This is a genomic window from Cypionkella sp. PAMC25878, assembly GCF_058135695.1.
Window position 1 is genome coordinate 3,844,338 of the sequence record NZ_CM176871.1, and the last position, 17,328, is coordinate 3,861,665.

The 17,328-nt window shown below is 60.1% G+C and carries 15 protein-coding genes and 2 tRNA genes; 15 read left to right on the forward strand and 2 right to left on the reverse strand.

What is annotated here, in order from left to right:
- Position 1: 1 nt before the first annotated feature.
- Positions 2-1,252: a sarcosine oxidase subunit beta family protein gene (locus ACS5RD_RS18885; RefSeq protein ID WP_489928668.1), complete on the reverse strand. Its 1,251-nt coding sequence runs from the start codon at positions 1,250-1,252 to the stop codon at positions 2-4.
- 212 nt (positions 1,253-1,464) lie between these two features.
- Positions 1,465-2,898: a Glu/Leu/Phe/Val family dehydrogenase gene (locus ACS5RD_RS18890; RefSeq protein ID WP_489928669.1), complete on the reverse strand. Its 1,434-nt coding sequence runs from the start codon at positions 2,896-2,898 to the stop codon at positions 1,465-1,467.
- A gap of 395 nt (positions 2,899-3,293) precedes the next feature.
- Between ACS5RD_RS18890 and ACS5RD_RS18895 the strand changes: the two genes are divergently transcribed.
- The 15 genes from ACS5RD_RS18895 to ACS5RD_RS18965 all read left to right on the forward strand — a co-directional run bounded on the left by ACS5RD_RS18895 (position 3,294) and on the right by ACS5RD_RS18965 (position 17,327).
- Complete coding sequence (locus ACS5RD_RS18895) at positions 3,294-4,892, forward strand: TadE/TadG family type IV pilus assembly protein (protein ID WP_489928670.1); 1,599 nt, start codon at positions 3,294-3,296, stop codon at positions 4,890-4,892.
- A gap of 444 nt (positions 4,893-5,336) precedes the next feature.
- Entirely contained in the window at positions 5,337-6,950 is a 1,614-nt protein-coding gene (locus ACS5RD_RS18900) for a TadE/TadG family type IV pilus assembly protein (protein ID WP_489928671.1), read from the forward strand.
- On the forward strand, positions 6,947-7,480 hold the full coding sequence (locus tag ACS5RD_RS18905) for a TadE/TadG family type IV pilus assembly protein (protein ID WP_489928672.1): 534 nt from the start codon (positions 6,947-6,949) through the stop codon (positions 7,478-7,480). The genes ACS5RD_RS18900 and ACS5RD_RS18905 overlap by 4 nt, the downstream gene beginning before the upstream one ends.
- 10 nt (positions 7,481-7,490) lie before the next feature.
- Positions 7,491-8,051 (forward strand): TadE/TadG family type IV pilus assembly protein, encoded by a 561-nt coding sequence (locus ACS5RD_RS18910; RefSeq protein ID WP_156317675.1) that lies wholly within the window; start codon positions 7,491-7,493, stop codon positions 8,049-8,051.
- Positions 8,052-8,173: 122 nt separating this feature from the next.
- Positions 8,174-9,085: a pirin family protein gene (locus ACS5RD_RS18915; RefSeq protein WP_489928673.1), complete on the forward strand. Its 912-nt coding sequence runs from the start codon at positions 8,174-8,176 to the stop codon at positions 9,083-9,085.
- A gap of 144 nt (positions 9,086-9,229) precedes the next feature.
- A complete protein-coding gene (locus ACS5RD_RS18920; RefSeq protein WP_489928674.1) occupies positions 9,230-9,451 on the forward strand; it encodes a hypothetical protein in 222 nt (73 codons plus the stop codon).
- A 77-nt stretch (positions 9,452-9,528) separates the two neighbouring features.
- Positions 9,529-10,818 (forward strand): homoserine dehydrogenase, encoded by a 1,290-nt coding sequence (locus ACS5RD_RS18925; RefSeq protein WP_489928675.1) that lies wholly within the window; start codon positions 9,529-9,531, stop codon positions 10,816-10,818.
- Positions 10,819-11,019: 201 nt separating this feature from the next.
- On the forward strand, positions 11,020-11,985 hold the full coding sequence (gene glpX / locus ACS5RD_RS18930; RefSeq protein WP_054007969.1) for a class II fructose-bisphosphatase: 966 nt from the start codon (positions 11,020-11,022) through the stop codon (positions 11,983-11,985).
- A gap of 89 nt (positions 11,986-12,074) precedes the next feature.
- Positions 12,075-13,817, forward strand: coding sequence for a single-stranded-DNA-specific exonuclease RecJ (gene recJ, locus ACS5RD_RS18935; protein ID WP_489928676.1), 1,743 nt, complete (start codon positions 12,075-12,077; stop codon positions 13,815-13,817).
- Positions 13,818-13,870: 53 nt separating this feature from the next.
- Positions 13,871-13,945, forward strand: a tRNA-Glu gene (locus ACS5RD_RS18940).
- A gap of 92 nt (positions 13,946-14,037) precedes the next feature.
- The gene (locus ACS5RD_RS18945; protein WP_489928677.1) at positions 14,038-14,844 is read left to right on the forward strand and encodes a lytic murein transglycosylase; all 807 of its coding nucleotides are present in this window, start codon (positions 14,038-14,040) and stop codon (positions 14,842-14,844) included.
- Positions 14,845-14,898: 54 nt separating this feature from the next.
- Positions 14,899-14,973, forward strand: a tRNA-Glu gene (locus tag ACS5RD_RS18950).
- A gap of 120 nt (positions 14,974-15,093) precedes the next feature.
- Positions 15,094-15,999 (forward strand): LysR family transcriptional regulator, encoded by a 906-nt coding sequence (locus ACS5RD_RS18955; RefSeq protein WP_489928678.1) that lies wholly within the window; start codon positions 15,094-15,096, stop codon positions 15,997-15,999.
- Between the two features lie 80 nt (positions 16,000-16,079).
- Positions 16,080-16,493, forward strand: a complete 414-nt coding sequence (locus ACS5RD_RS18960; protein WP_489928679.1) for a DoxX family protein — start codon at positions 16,080-16,082, stop codon at positions 16,491-16,493.
- Between the two features lie 24 nt (positions 16,494-16,517).
- Entirely contained in the window at positions 16,518-17,327 is an 810-nt protein-coding gene (locus ACS5RD_RS18965) for a VOC family protein (RefSeq protein WP_489928680.1), read from the forward strand.
- Position 17,328: the final 1 nt, after the last annotated feature.

Here is a 17,328-nt window from a genome sequence, read left to right on the forward strand (position 1 = left end):
CTCAGTGCAAATTATGTTGGCTGCCGGTGGCTTCTTCGTCGATCACATGGCCCGAGCAGAAACGATCCAGCCGGAAGCGCCGTGCGACCTCGTGGCTTTCCCCGGTAGCCATCAGATGCGCCATACACCAGCCACTCGCCGGAGCCGCTTTGAAGCCGCCATAGTTCCAGCCCGCGTCGACAAACAGCCCCTCGACATGGGTCTTGTCGATGATCGGCGATCCATCAGGGGTCATATCCATAATCCCGCCCCAAGACCGCAGCACCTTGGCCCGTCCGATCATCGGCATCAACGTCATCGCGGCTTCCATCACATGCTCGACCATCGGCAAATTGCCCCGCGCCGCGTAGCTGGAATAGAAATCGAGATCACCGCCGAACACCAAGCCGCCCTTGTCGGACTGGCTGATATAGAAGTGCCCCATCCCGAAGCTGATCACAGAATCAATGATCGGCTTCAGCCCTTCGGTCACGAAAGCCTGCAACACATGGCTTTCAATCGGCAACCGCATCCCCGCCATCGCCGCGACCTGCGAAGACCGCCCCGCCACAACCATCCCAACCTTCTTGGCACGGATCGCCCCGCGCGTGGTCTGCACGCCCCGCACAACCCCGTTCTCAATATCAATCCCGGTGACTTCGCAGTTCTGAATCAGATCAACGCCCCGCCGATCTGCGCCGCGCGCATAACCCCAAGCCACCGCATCATGCCGCGCCGTCCCACCCCGCTTGTGCATCAACCCGCCATAAATCGGGAACCGGGTCTGCGCGAAGTCCAAATAGGGTGCGAAATCCTTGACCTGATCCAGCGTCCAGAGTTCAGCATCATCGCCCTGATTGATCATCGCATTGCCGCGCCGCGCGAGGGTATCGCGCTGCCCGTCCGAATGCGCCAAGATCAACTGGCCGCGTTGGCTGTGCATGACGTTATAGTTGAGTTCGGCCTCAAGCCCTTCCCACAGCTTCAAGGAATGGCTGTAGAACTCGGAATTTCCCGGCATGTAGTAATTCGCCCGCACAATCGTGGTGTTGCGCCCGATATTGCCTGACCCGAGATAGCCCTTTTCCAACACCGCGATATTGGTCAGCCCGTGGTTCTTCGCCAGATAATAGGCGGTCGAAAGCCCATGCCCGCCGCCGCCAATGATAATCGCATCATACTCGGCCTTCGGTTCCGGATTACGCCACGCCGGCCCCCAGCCCTTGTTGCCGAACAACCCTTCGGTGATCACCTTCAACCCGGAATAACGCATGGGGTGGCTCCTTGCCTAGCTGCGGGCAAGTGAACCCGCTTTGCGTGGGTTATTCAACAGCCAAACCCGAATAACTGTGCCATCCGCGACAAATGGTGTCGCAAGCCTATCAAGCCTTCAGCGTTTCATCTTGGTCTAAATATCCCCGCCGGAGGCTCTAGCCTTGGCCAAAGGAGCCTCCGGCGGGGATATTTGAGCCAAGACGAAAGCCCTTACAGCCCCTTCGATTTATAGGTCGCCGCAATCCGCCCGATCGACACGATATAAGCCGCCACCCGCAGATCGCCGACTTCGGGCCGACCGTGCCAAACCTCGCGCATCGCCTGATAGGCCGTGCGCATGGTGTCATCGAGCCCTGAGCGCACCAGCGCCAACTCATCCGAACCTTGCAGGAACTTCTTCTTGAAATCCGGCGTCAACTGCCAGCCGAGATGCTGATCATTCGACAGCCGCTCCAACTCCTCGACCAAAATCCGCGAGCGGCCTTCCTCGGCGCGCCTCTGCATCCGGCCAAAGCGGATGTGGGACAGGTTCTTCACCCATTCAAAATAAGACACCGTGACGCCACCCGCATTGGCATACATATCGGGAATAATCACGCAGCCCTTGGCGCGCAACACCTCATCCGCACCATAGGTGATCGGACCATTGGCTGCTTCGACGATCAACGGCGCTTGAATCCGCGCTGCGTTGGAAAGATTGATCACCCCCTCAAGCGCCGCCGGGATCAGGATATCGCAGGCCATCTCCAGCACCTTGGCACCGTCAACCACATGCTTCGCCTTGGGGTATGCCGCGAGCAAGCCATCATTGCGGTTCATCCATTGCCGCACATCTTCCACGTCGATGCCGTCTTCACTCACCAAAGCACCGTCGCGCTCAATGATCGCAATCACCTTCGCGCCGTCTTCCTCGGACAGGAACTTCGCCGCGTGGTAGCCCACATTGCCCAAGCCCTGCACAACAATCCGCTTACCATCCAGATCGCCCGACAGCCCTGCCATTGCCGCATCTTCCGGGTTGCGGAAGAATTCGCGCAAAGCATATTGCACGCCGCGCCCTGTCGCCTCGACCCGTCCCTGAATACCGCCCGCATGCGGCGGCTTGCCAGTGACGCAGGCCTTGGCGTTGATATCGGTGGTATTCATCCGCGCGTATTGGTCGGCAATCCACGCCATTTCGCGCTCGCCCGTGCCCATATCCGGGGCGGGGACGTTCTGCGCCGGGTTGATCAGGTCGCGCTTGATCAGTTCATAGGCAAACCGCCGGGTGATCTGTTCCAGCTCATGCTCATCCCACGCACGCGGATCAATACACAACCCGCCCTTCGATCCACCAAACGGCGTCTCCACCAAAGCGCATTTATAGGTCATAAGCGCCGCCAGCGCTTCAACCTCGTCTTGATTGACCCCCAACGAATAGCGGATGCCACCTTTCACCGGTTCCATATGTTCGGAATGCACCGAGCGATAACCCACGAATGTCTCAATCTTGCCGCGCAAACGCACCCCAAACCGCACGGTATAGGTCGAGTTACACACCCGGATTTTTTCCTGAAGACCTGGGCCAAGGTCCATCAGCGCGGTCGCCCGCCGGAACATCATATCTACGGATTCGCGAAAACTCGGCTCGCCTGCAACGCTCATGGTCGTCCTCCCAAAATGCCGTCTCTCTCCCGGCAGAGCGCCCGTTGCGCTCCCCCAACACCTACCGCCATTTGCTCAATAAACCAGCAAACATTGTAGGCAGATTTGAGCCGCTTTTGACCAAAAGTGATTCGGAATTGTACAATTTGGGCGATAGTGTGGCGCTCCATACAACCTATGCGAAAGCACACTGTCGTCGGTTTCGCCACAGTAAACCCCCTACATTGCCAGTGTTTCCATCACCGTCAACAATGCCCACTGCTTGCCAAGGTTGCCACAATTTTGCCATAACTTCTGGGCAGCAAAGTGGCGAAAGGATGTGTTTGCGGGGGCAGCATCCGATGTGGCTTGTAAAGGATAAGACCGTGATTTTGGCCCCCTCCCCCAGCGCTCTGATGCGTAATCTGGTTAATTGCAGCCAGCGGTTTCGCCGCGACGAAGACGGTTCTCTGATCATTTTCGCGCTGGTGCTGTTCTTGCTGATGGCGATGATCGGCGGCTTTGCGGTCGACATGACGCGCTATGAGCAGACGCGCACCGCTCTGCAAAACACGCTGGATCGCTGCACCCTGATGGCGGCCAGCCTTGACCAGAGACTCGATCCTGAATCAGTGGTCAAGGATTGCGTCGACAAAGCCGGTTTTGGGGCTGATCTGCAAGGCGTGATGGTGACTCAGGCGTTGAATTCGCGCAGCGTCGTCTCGAAGGGCCGCGTCGATACCAAGCCATTCTTCATGCACCTCATTGGCATCAACAAATTTGACGCCCTTGGCACCTCGGCGGCCGAGCAAGCCATCACCAATGTCGAAATCTCGCTGGTGCTGGACGTGTCAGGCTCGATGAGCGGGGCGAAGATCGCCAACCTCAAGATCGCTGCTGCCGAGTTTGTCGACAACATGCTGGCCAACGATCCCAATCACCGGATTTCGATCAGCATCGTGCCGTATAATGCGCAGGTGAACCTCGGCTCCGTGCTGCGCTCCAAGTATCAGGCGGTCAACTTACATGGTGTGGCTGATGTGAACTGCCTTGAGCTGCCGTCGTCGGTGTTCAGCGCCCCCGGCATCCCGCGCAATGTTGATTTGCCGATGATGGCCTATGCCGACCACAATTATGGCACCAGCCAGACCAATGCTGCTGTCTCGCCAACCTCCAGCTCTGCACTGCCGAACTATGCCTCCGTCTTCTGCACCAAGCAGCCGGCAAATATCGTGCGCCTGCCCAGCCAGAACGCCACCGCGCTGAAATCCCAGATCAATGGCCTTGTCGCGGGCGGCAACACGTCGATCACTTTGGGGATGAAATGGGGCGTGTCGCTGCTCGACCCTTCGGCGCGCGGCATGTATAATGAGCTGATCGGCGCGGGCCAGATGGGGGCAAACCTTGCAGGTCGCCCGTTCAATTACACCGACCCCGAGTCGATGAAAGTCGTCGTGCTGATGACCGATGGCGAGCATGTTGCCCACAACCGCGTCACCGATAGCTATAAGACCGGCCCCTCGCCGATCTATAAAAGCGCCGCCGATGGTCAGTATTCGGTGTATCAGGCCGCGCATGCTGGCAACAAATACTGGGTGCCGCATTTGGGCAGCTGGTCGGCCACCCCCTACAATGGCGGTGTGCAGCAGAACTGGGAAACCGTTTGGACCAATCTGAAGGTCAGCTATGTCGCATGGCAATTCTACGCCCGCGCCTTGGGCAGCACCAGCTCCGCGCGCAGCACGATCTACACCAATCAGATGGACGACATGGTGCAGACTTATGACTCTGTCAGCGGCATGAACGCCTCACTGCAACAAAGCTGCGGACAGGCCAAGCAGAACAACGTGCTGGTTTATGGCATCGCGTTTGAGGCGCCCAGCAATGGCAAAGCGCAGATCCTGCAATGCTCCACCTCAGCGGCCCATTACTTCGACGCACAGAACGGGCCCGAGATTCAGGCTGCGTTCCGTACCATCGCCTCGAATCTGACCCAGTTGAAGTTGACGCAATAACACAAGCGCCCCCGATCCCGGCATCGGGGGCACTCCTTTTCCGCATCGGTCAAAACCAATGCCCCAGTCATTCATCAGCCCCGATTCGCACCGTCCACTGCTTGGCTCTGTCCATTCGGCAATCGTAAAAGCCAATTTGGGTCATTCTATCTACGATTGTGTCTAATCTTCCTACCATTGCGCCAAACCACTCAACAATCCCCCCCCATCGGCGCAGTTTGTCGCCGGAATCGTGGATTTCGCCACAAGCTGCCCACAATCTGAAACACCAAAGCCATAGTTTTGCCCAAGCCCACGCGCTTTATGCCGTTTCAAGGTGTGTTTCTATGCTTCGCCGCCCGGTGCCCCGCACCGCAAGCCGCGAGCCGGAGTTGGGGTATGTCCATGTTCAGAGCGAACGTTGGAAATCAGGGTTGTGGCCAAATCAAACCGCGCATTGCGGTGTTGAGACGTTTTTGGGTGGCGCAAGACGGATCGCTGACCATTCTGGCGCTCACCCTGTTCCTGCTGATGGTGATGATGGGAGGCCTCGCGGTCGACCTGATGCGCTATGAGCAAACCCGCACCACGCTGCAAAACACCCTCGACCGCGCCACGCTGGCCTCGGCTTCGCTGTCCCAAACGCTAACCCCAAAGAACGTGGTGGCAGATTACTTCACCAAGGCGGGAATGGACAAATATCTCAAAGGCGTCACCGTGTCCGAGGGCATGAACTTCCGAAACGTCACCGCCGATGCCGCCGCCGCCACCGACCCCTATTTCCTGCATCTGATCGGTCAGGACAAGTTGGATGCTCTGGGCCATTCGATGGCCGAGCAACGCGTCACCAATGTCGAGATCATGCTGGTGCTCGACGTGTCGGGCTCGATGGCCTCCAACAGCAAGTTGGTCAACCTGAAGACCGCTGCGAATGAATTCGTCGACACCGTGCTGTCCAGCGATGCCGAGCATAAAATCTCGATCGGGCTGGTGCCATTCAACGGACAGGTCAACATCGGCCCCAACCTGCGCGCGAAATACACTGGCCTCACCGATGATCCGGGCGTGACCAACGTGCAATGCGTGGACATGCCCAGCACCGTCTACAATGCTACAGCACTACCGACCAATACAGTAATGTCGATGACCGCCCACGCCGACACCTATTCCGCCACCAACCAGACCAATTCTTGGGTGGCTTACACCGACACCAACTATGCCATCGGATACCATGCCACCAACAACAACGGCAACGTCTGGTGCCCGCCGATCGCCGGCAACATCATCCGCCTGCCCGCCGAGACGATCTCAACCCTTCAAGGGCAGATCAACGGCCTGACGGCGGTTGGGGCGACCTCAATCAATGCTGGGCTGAAATGGGGTCTGGCTTTGATGGACCCATCCGCCTCCACCATGTACACCCAGCTGATTGCCACAGGCAAAATGGCGGGCGATCTCAGCGGGCGTCCGTTCAGCTTCACCGATCCCGAGGCGATGAAGGTGATCGTGCTGATGACCGATGGTGAGCATTTCGCCGAAGAACGCGTCAACGGGGCCTACAAAAGCGGGCTGTCCGACATCTACAAAAGCAACAGCGACGGTAACTATTCAATCTATCATGCCAGCTTGGCCAGCAACAAATATTGGGTGCCGCATCTGAGCAAGTTCCAAGCTGTTCCGTGGACCAACTCGACCAACAGTGGCACCTACACCCAACAAACTTGGCCGCAGGTCTGGGGCGCGATGCGCCTCAGCTATGTCGCATGGCAGTTCTACGCCCGCGCCTTGGGCAGCACCACAACGGCGCGCAACACCGAATACACCAACCGGATGGACCTCTTCCGCAGCAAAACCCTAACCACCACGATGGACAGCCAGTTGCAACAGATTTGCGGGCTGGCGAAAGGTCAGGGCGTGATCGTCTATGGCATCGCGTTTGAAGCGCCAACCAACGGCCAGACCCAGATCCGGAACTGTTCGACCTCGGCAGCGCACTACTTCAATGCCTCTGGCCTGCAAATCCGCACCGCCTTCCGTGCCATTGCCAGCAACATCAGCCAGTTGAGGTTGACGCAATGATCCGCTGGTTCAAACGCCTAAGCCATGCGTTTCGCCGCGAGGACGGCACCGCCGCGCTGGAATTCGTCCTCGCAGTGCCGCTCTTGATCACCATCTTCATGGCCTCGTTTGAAAGTGGCCTGCTGATGATCCGCTCGATCATGCTGGAACAATCCGTCGATATGACGATGCGAGAGCTGCGCTTGGGCCATTACACCCTGCCCGACGCCGCACTGCTGAAAACCGAGATTTGCAAACGCACGGTGATCTTCAAGGATTGTCAGGCCAACATCACCATCGAGATGACCCGGATCAGCACCACAAGCTGGGCGCTGCCCACCACTGGCGTCGCTTGCATCAACCGCTCAGAAGATATCCAGCCCGTCACGGCGCTGCAAATTGGCCAGCAGAATGACATCATGCTGATTCGGGTCTGCGTTGTGCAGGACGCGCTGTTTCCCACCACCGGTATCGGCCTTGGCCTGCCGAAAGACGGTCACGGCGGCTATGGCGTGATTGCGACTTCGGCCTTTGTGACCGAACCGAGTTGAGGGGAACATCATGAAATCGCTCCGCAACATGTTCCGCCGTTTTGGCCGCGACGAAAGCGGCGTGCTGATGGCCGAGGCCATCATCGTGCTGCCCTTCATGCTCTGGTCCTACCTCGCGCTGTTCGTCTATTGGGATGCTTTCCGCTCGGTCAACACCGCGCAAAAGGCCGCCTACACCATTTCGGATATGATCTCGCGTGAGATGGTCACCCTGCCGACCAATTACGTCACCGGGATGCGCGATCTGATGCGCTACCTGATCGACGGCGATCAAACCGTGAAAATCCGCGTCACCGAGGTGACATGGTCGGCCGTCAACGCGCGGTTTGAGGTCGACTGGTCGCGCTCGCCCGATGGCGCCATGCTGCAACTGACCACCACGACCATCGCCTATTACGCCTACCGCATCCCCAAAATGGCCGATGGCGACCGCGTGATCATCGTCGAAACCGAGGTCAGCTATCACCCCGCCTTCGACGTCGGCATGAATGATGAAGTACTGAAGCAATTCGTAGTGACACGCCCGCGCTTCATCCCCAAGCTGTGCATGACGGGTGTAACCTGCTCCTGATCGTTAAACCCGATCACCCCTAACATCCTCCGCAAATCTGCACATAAGACCTGTGCGTTCACGCCTTGCTGCAAATACGCACCGGACTTACCTTGGGGACAACGCAATCAAAGGAGCCTGCCATGTCCCTCCGCCCCGTTCTCAGCCAATCCACAGCCCAGCCGCATATCGAAGGCGCAGGCGTGCATCTGCACCGTGCCTTCGGCTTTGGCGATCCAACCCAATTCGACCCCTTCCTGCTGTTCGATGATTTCCGCGGCGAAACCCCGCGTGATTACATGGCGGGCTTTCCGTGGCACCCGCATCGCGGCATTGAAACCATCACCTATGTCCTTGCGGGCGCGGTTGAGCATGGCGACAGCCTTGGCAATCGCGGCACCCTCAAAGGCGGCGATGTGCAATGGATGACGGCGGGTTCCGGCATCCTGCATCAGGAAATGCCGAAAGGTAACGCCAAGGGCCAGATGCATGGCTTCCAACTGTGGGCCAACCTGCCCTCGAGTCTGAAGATGACCCCACCGCGCTACCAAGACGTGAAATCCAACGACATCCCGGAAATCATGGATGACGACGGCTCCATCGTGAAGGTGATCGTAGGCTCGTTCTGGGGCAAAACCGGCCCGGTCGATGGCATCGCCGCCGATCCGCAATACCTTGACGTCTATGTGCCACCAGAAAAGAAAAAGACTTTCAAGATCGACACCCGCCGTCACGCCTTCGCCTATATCTTTGAAGGTGCCGGTAAATTCGCCGACAGTTCCAATCCGCGCGGCGTGCTGCTCGAAAAGGAATATAAGGGTGAGGAACTCAACATCCGCGATCTCTCCGGCAACCGCACGCTGATCGAGTTTGGCCGCGGCGACGAAATCACCGTGCAAGCTGGCCCAAACGGCATCCGCTTCCTGCTGGTGTCTGGCGCGCCGATCCAAGAGCCCGTCGCATGGCACGGCCCCATCGTGATGAATACCCAAGCCGAGTTGCAACAAGCCATGACCGAGTTGCGCAATGGCACCTTCATCAAACCTGCGCATTAACGCGGTTTGCGTTTTATCTGACGCAAAGGGTATCAGAATTCGCGCAGGTCTTAGCGCGAATTCTGATTCAAGATAAACGCAAACCGCTCTAGCAGCTCAGCCTGCGCATTGAACCTGAACCAACCGCGCGTTATGCTCCCCGGCATGACGCGCGCCCTCCTCCTGATCCTCGCCCTCTCCGCCTGTGCCCAATTCCCTGAAGTGGATGCAGGCGCCCGCACCAATCTGCCCACACCCTCCCTGCTCCCCACCGATCAACTGATCGCTGGCACCAATCAGACAGGCCCCGCCGATCCGTTGGCTGGCCAAGTCGCGCTCTTGAAAGCCCGCGCCGCAACCCTCCGCGCCGAAAGCCCCAGCCAATAACCTCACAACGCCCGCGTTGCGCAGCGCCACGCCATCGGCTAACACCCGGCGCAAGCAATCTGAAACGGAGTCCCCTCATGTCTGCCAAACCCCTGCGCATTGGTCTCGCTGGTCTTGGCACCGTGGGCATTGGTGTGGTGAAGATCGTGCAAGCGCACGCCGATCTGATCGCCAAACGCACTGGACGCGCCGTGCAGATCACCGCCGTCTCCGCCCGCGATAAATCCAAGAACCGCGATGCTGATCTGTCTGGTTATGCTTGGGAAACCGATCCCGTGGCGCTGGCCCAACGCGCCGATATCGACGTGTTTGTCGAGGTGATCGGCGGCCACGAAGGCGCCGCCAAACTTGCAACCGAGGCAGCCATCGCCGCAGGCAAAGATGTGGTCACCGCCAACAAAGCCCTGCTCGCCCACCACGGCCAAGCCCTCGCCCTCGCGGCTGAGTCCGCAGGCCGCGTCATCCGCTTTGAAGCCGCCGTCGCAGGTGGCATCCCGGTGATCAAGGCGCTGACCGAAGGGTTGGCCGCCAACCAGATCAAACGCGTGATGGGCGTGATGAACGGCTCGTGCAACTACATCTTGACCCGGATGCAGAACGAAGGCCTGTCCTACGCCGAGGTCTTCGACGCCGCCCAACAGCTTGGCTATTTAGAGGCCGACCCAAACCTAGACGTTGGCGGCATCGACGCGGGCCATAAACTCAGCCTCCTCGCCGCTATCGCCTTCGGCACCCAAGTCAGCTTCGATGCGGTCGAACTCGAAGGCATCGGCGCGATCTCGATCGACGACATCAAACTCGCCGCCGACATGGGCTACCGCATCAAACTGTTGGGTGTGGCGCAAATGACCGGGCGAGGCCTCGAGCAACGCATGACCCCCTGCCTCGTGCCCGCCGACAGCCCACTGGGCCAGTTGCAAGGCGGCACCAACATGGTCGTCCTTGAAGGCGATTCTGTCGGCCAAATCGTGCTGCGCGGCCCCGGTGCAGGCATGGGCCCCACCGCCTCTGCCGTGATGTCCGACGTGCTCGACATCGCGCGCGGCCTCCGTCTGCCCACCTTCGGCCAGCCTGCCAGCACTTTGGCAAAACCACAGGCCGCGCAATCCGCGACACCCGCCAGCTACTACCTGCGCATGACCCTGCTCGACAAACCCGGCGCACTGGCGAAAATTGCCACCTGCCTCGGCGACGCCGGCGTCTCCATCGACCAGATGCGCCAATATGACCACGAAGGCGACAAAGCCACCGTGCTGATCGTCACTCACAAAGCCACCCGCGCCGACATCGACCACGCCACCGGGCGCTTTGCCGCCACGGGTGTCATGGTCGGCGCCCCCGTCGCGTTGCGCATCGAGGAAGTCTGACCGCGATTCGCAAAGGCTTGATTCACGCTGGTTTCCTCCGACCCGCGTCAGCACGGGGAAAGCACAGCGAGAATACGCCGTAAAACCTTGCAACTCGGCAGATTACCTCAGCGCCCTCAAACTGTTAGCGCCACCATCCTTGCCGCCTACGCCGCCCCCGGCTAGACGAGGGAAAACCCCATTTTCCCGCAAGGATATCTCATGGCCGACGTCACCGAATTCCAAGACCGCCTGCTTTCCCTCGGCCTCGCCCGCGTCTCCGAGGCGGCAGCTTTGGCCTCCGCCAAGCTGATCGGGCGCGGCGATGAGAAAGCGGCGGATCAGGCGGCGGTCAACGCCATGCGCGACCAGTTGAATTTGCTGGATATTGCCGGCGTTGTGGTGATCGGCGAAGGCGAACGCGACGAGGCCCCGATGCTCTATATCGGTGAAGAAGTCGGCACCGGAAACGGTCCGGCGGTGGACATCGCGCTCGATCCGCTGGAAGGCACCACGCTGACTGCCAAAGACATGCCGAACGCACTGACGGTCATCGCGATGGCCCCGCGCGGCACCCTGCTGCACGCCCCCGATGTCTATATGGAAAAACTCGCCATCGGCCCCGGCTACGCCCCCGACACCGTCACCCTCGACATGCCGCCCGCTGCCCGCGTCCGCGCCCTCGCCCGCGCCAAGGGCGTGGCCGCGGATGAGATCACCGTCTGCATCTTGGAGCGCCCCCGGCATGAGGCGTTGATCGCCGAAGTCCGCTCCACCGGGGCCGCCATCCGCCTGATCACCGATGGCGACGTCGCAGGCGTTATCCATTGCGCAGAAAGCGAAATCACTGGGATCGACATGTATATGGGCTCGGGCGGTGCCCCCGAAGGCGTACTCGCGGCAAGCGCCCTGAAGTGCATGGGCGGCCAAATCTACGGCAAACTGTTGTTCCGCAACGACGACGAAAAAGCCCGCGCCTACAAGGCTGGCATCACCGATCTGAACCGCATCTACACCCGCGACGAAATGGTCACCGCCGACGTGATCTTCGCGGCCACTGGCGTCACCCAAGGCTCGATCCTGCAAGGCATCAAGATCGAACCGGGATGGGTGACGACCGAGACGATCCTGATGCGCTCGAAAACCGGATCAGTGCGCCGGATGTTGTACAAAAGCCCAATGAAATAAGGGCGCAACCGATTTCCGATACGGAAATCGTGCCGGAATTTCTCAAATTCCGCCTTGCTCCGCGCCACTCTGTCAGGCACACCCAAACTATGACAGAGCGCGCCTTTCTCTCGGTTGACCATTCGCTGACCCAGCGCCGTTGGATCGGCCCCGGTGACGAGGCCGAACGTCTGGCCGAGGCGATGGCGCAACTCACCCGCCTGCCTATCGCCCTCTGCGCCACCCTTGTCGCGCGCGGCGTCACGCCGCAAGACGCCCCGGCCTTTCTCGCCCCGCAACTGCGCGATCTGCTGCCAGATCCGCTGAAACTGCGCGATATGGCCAAGGCCGCCGCCCGCTTCCTATACGCCGTGAAAGCCCGCCAACGCATTGCAATCTTTGCCGATTATGATGTCGATGGCGGCTCCTCCGCCGCCCTTCTCATCATCTGGCTGCGCGCGATGGGTGCTACAGCCACCCTCTACATCCCCGACCGTATTGACGAAGGCTACGGCCCCAACGTGCCCGCCATGGCCGAACTGGGTAGCAAACACGACCTGATCCTCTGCGTCGATTGCGGCACCCTCAGCTTTGATCCCATCGCCGCCGCCAAATGTGACGTGGTGGTCTTAGATCACCACCTCGGCGCAGAAACCCTCCCCCCCGCCTTCGCCGTGGTAAACCCCAACCGTCAGGATGAGGACGGCGACCTCGGCCACCTGTGCGCTGCCTCCGTGGTGTTCCTGATGCTGGTCGAGGCCAACCGCCAACTGCGCGCCGACGGCAGCCAAGGCCCTGATCTGATGGCGCTGCTTGATCTTGTCGCCCTCGCCACCGTCGCCGATGTCGCCCCGCTGATCGGCGTCAACCGCGCCTTCGTGCGCCAAGGCCTCAAGGTGATGGCCCGCCGCGAACGTGCAGGCCTGCGCGCCCTCGCCGATATCGCCCGCATGGACCAAGCCCCCACCCCCTACGCACTTGGCTTCCTGCTCGGCCCCCGCGTCAACGCAGGCGGCCGCATTGGCCAAGCCGACCTTGGCGCGCGTCTGCTGTCCACAGATAGCCCAACCGAGGCAACCGCCTTGGCCGAAAAACTTGACGTCTTGAATACCGAGCGCCGCGATATCGAGGCCCGGGTGCGAGAAGAAGCCCTCTCGCAAGCCGAAATGCGCGGCTTGGACGGCCCCTTGGTCTGGGCCGCAGGCGACGGCTGGCACCCCGGCGTCGTTGGCATCGTCGCGGCCCGGCTGAAAGAAGCCAGTCATCGCCCCGCCGTGGTGATCGGTTTTGATGGCAACGAAGGCAAAGGTTCCGCCCGCTCCGTCACCGGCGTCGATCTCGGCGCGGCGATTCATCGTCTGACCACCGAAGGTCTGCTGCTGAAAGGCGGCGGTCACAAAATGGCCGCAGGCCTGACGGTGGCGCGCGATAAACTCGAAGCCGCGATGGAACGTCTCTCTGAACTTCTCGCCAAACAAGGCGCAGGTGCGGGCGGTCGCGAAGACCTGCGCATCGACAGCCTGCTGATGCCCACCGCCGCAACCCCGGGATTTGTCGAACAGATTGAGTCCGCAGGCCCGTTCGGAGCCTCCGCCCCAGCCCCGCACTTTGCCTTCGCCGACACCAACATCACCACCCGCCGCATCGGCGAGAAACACCTGAAAATCAGCTTCGGCGACAGCATGGGTGCCCGCCTCGAAGGCATCGCGTTTGGCGCTTTTGACACCGATCTCGGCCCCGCATTGGAAAACCCCGGCCACCAGCGCTTTCATCTGGCCGGGCGGCTAGAGTTGAACACATGGGGCGGTCGCACAAAGGTGCAATTTCGTCTGGAAGATGCGGCAAAAGCCTGATTTTTCCTCTTGCGAAGCGCCAAATCTGCCCTTAAACACCGCCGCACCACAGTGGCCCGTTCGTCTATCGGTTAGGACACCAGATTTTCATTCTGGTAAGAGGGGTTCGACTCCCCTACGGGCTGCCACTTTTCCCAACACCCTGAGATCTCTGCATAATTTCAGCCCCCTTGCGCCGGGCGACAGCCCAGCTATTCTGCCCACAACCTTTCCTTGTTGGATGCAGACAGTGTTGACCAAATCTTTGACCGCATTGCTTTTTTCGCTGACTTTGGCCGCCCCCGCTTTGGCTGCCACCTGCGGCAACACCGCATCCGGGTTTGACGCGTGGAAGGCCGATATGGCGCAAGAGGCCAAAGCCGAGGGCGTCGGCGAAGCGGGCCGCGCCGCACTGCTGAGCGCCAGCTATTCCAAGGCCACCATTGCGGCGGATCGCAACCAGAAAAGCTTCAAATACACCCTGCAAAAATTCCTGTCAGTGCGCGGTGCTGATGCGATCATCTCGCAGGGCCGCGCGCGCGAAAAGAAGAACCCCGATTTCTACGCCGGGCTTGAGGCACAATATGGTGTGCCCGCAGGCGTTTTGCTGGCCATCCACGGGATGGAAACCGGCTTTGGCAATTTCATGGGCGACACCAATGTCGTCTCGGCCATCGCCACCCTGACCTTCGACTGCCGCCGCACAGATTTCTTCCGCCCGCATCTGATCGGCGCGCTGCTGCTGGTCGATCAAGGCTCGATCAGCGCCAAATCTGTCGGAGCAAAACATGGTGAACTTGGCCACACCCAGTTCCTGCCCGGCAATGCGCTGCAATATGGTCAGGACGGCAACGGCGATGGCCGGATTGATCTGACCAACCTCACCGACGCGCTCTCCACCACCGCCAACTACCTGCGCCAGAGGGGCTGGCAACCTGGGCTGGGCTATCAGGAAGGCGAGCCGAACTTCGCGGTGATCAAAGAATGGAACGCCGCCAAGGTCTACCAGCAGGCCATCGCGCTGATGGGCGCAAAAATCGACCGATAAATCGGTTTTCCCCTCTTGAACCCCGCGCGCCAACCGCTTAGGAACCGCCGCAGTGGCCCGTTCGTCTATCGGTTAGGACACCAGATTTTCATTCTGGTAAGAGGGGTTCGACTCCCCTACGGGCTGCCACTTCCCTTAATTTATGAATGAAACCCATCGCTTGGGCTTCACCGTTAAGTTAAGCATCTTCCTTCCAAAACCGCAGCAATCGCACTAGTCTTCACTGAATTCCACAGCGAAAGTGTGCCAATGGATCGGCTGATCAGCGAGCGGATGTTCGTCACCGTGCTGGAAACCGGCAGTTTTGCCGCCGCAGCACAGCGCTTGGGCACCAGTTCCGGCCAAGCCTCCAAGCTGGTGTCAAAGCTTGAAGCCGAGCTTGGCGTGCGGCTGTTGCACCGCACCACCCGCGCGCTGGCCGCGACCGAAGCCGGACAGGCCTATTTCGACCGTCTGCGCAGCCTGCTCGATGAATTTGACGCGCTCGATACCGAAACCCGCAACGCCGCCCTGTTGCCACGCGGGAAGATCCGGCTCAGCGCGCCGCTCAGCTTTGGCACCATCCGACTTGCCCCCCGCCTTGCCGATTTTGCCAAGGCCTATCCCGAGATTGCGCTGGACGTGAATTTCTCGGACCGCCTTGTGAACCTTGTCGATGAGGGCTTCGATATGGCAATCCGGGTCGGCAAGCCCCGCGACACCACGCTGATCGCGCGCAAACTGTGCAGCTCGCAACTGATCGTGGCGGCTTCCCCAGCCTATCTTGCCGCACGGGGTGTTCCGCAAACACCGCAAGATTTGACCGGGCATGATTGTCTGATCGACACCAACTACCGCGACCCGCAGCGCTGGAGCTTCACTCAGAATCAACGAGTTGCGGTCACGGGGCGGTTGACGTTTTCCAACGCCTCCGCCTGTATGATCGCCGCTGAAACCGGGCTTGGCATCGCGTCTTCGCCCGATTTTGTTCTGGCCGATAGCCTTGCCAGTGGCCGCCTTGTCCGCCTGCTGGCCGCTTATGAAGAACCGCCGATGGGGGTGTTTGCGCTGTATCCCTCCGGTCGGCATCTGGCGTTGAAGATGCGGGTGTTGATTGATTTTCTGGTGCAACATCTGCCGCACCCCAGCACACCCCTTCCAAATCGGACGGAATGATCTTCCATTTGGCAAGATTATCAATCCAATCAGAAAGAGCCATATTGCGATAATCAATCCAAACCCAAAGGATAACCGCAATGACCGCCCTACCTTCCCAATCCACCAGCCAGACCGACCTCGCCGCCCTGATCCTGCGCCTCGCCCTCGGCGGCCTGTTCCTCGCCCATGCTGGCCTGAAAATCTTCGTCTTCACCCCCGCTGGCACCGCTGGCTTCTTCCAAAGCATCGGCCTGCCCGGCCCGCTCGCCTATCTGATCATCGCCGTTGAAGTGCTCGGCGGCCTCGCCTTGATCGCCGGATACCGCACCCGCATCGTCTCTCTCGCCCTGATTCCTGTGCTGCTCGGGGCCATCGTCACCGTGCATTTCGCCGCTGGTTTCTTCTTCACCAACGAGAACGGTGGCTGGGAATATCCCGCATTCTGGATCATCGCCCTTGTGGTGCAATCCCTGCTCGGCGACGGTGCCGCATCGCTTGGCCGCCGCAGCTAACCCCAAAACTTTCGGAGAACCGACATGTCCACTGCATCTGCACCCTTGGAAATCGGCCGCGTCGCCTTGACGGTGAATGACATCGGGCGTGTCGGTTCGTTTTACAAACAAGCACTTGGCTTGACTGAACTTAGCAATGATGGCGAAACCCTGCGCCTTGGCGCGGGCAACACCCCCCTGCTGGAACTGCGCGCCGACAAAACCGCCCGCCGCAGCAGCCCGAAAGAAGCGGGCCTGTTTCACACTGCCTTCCTGCTGCCCACCCGCGCCGACCTTGGCGCGTGGCTGCTGCACGCCTCTGACAGCCAACTGCCGCTAGAGGGTGCCTCCGACCACCTTGTGAGTGAGGCGATTTATCTGTCAGACCCCGAGGGCAACGGCATTGAGGTCTATATCGACCGTCCGCGCTCTGCATGGAAAACCCAAAACGGCCAAATCCAAATGGCCACCAACGGCCTTGATCTGAACAACCTCGCCGCCGCCGCCAAAGCCCCGTTCACCGAAAGTCCCGAGGGCACCGTGATCGGCCACGTCCATCTGCAAACCGGATCGGTCCCCGAGGCGGAAGCCTTCTACAACGGCGAACTTGGCTTTGCGATCACCACCCATTACCCCGGTGCCGCCTTCTACGGCGCGGGCGGCTACCACCACCACATCGCCACCAACATCTGGAACAGCCGCGGCGCAGGCAAGCGCGCCTTCCCCTCCACCGGCCTTGCCGATCTTGAAATCTTGGCCGATGCCGTACCCCTCGCCGCCCTGCGTGCCAAACTGCCCAAAGCCCTGACCGACCCGTGGGGCACCCCGATCACTCTGTCAGCGAAGGTGGTGTAAC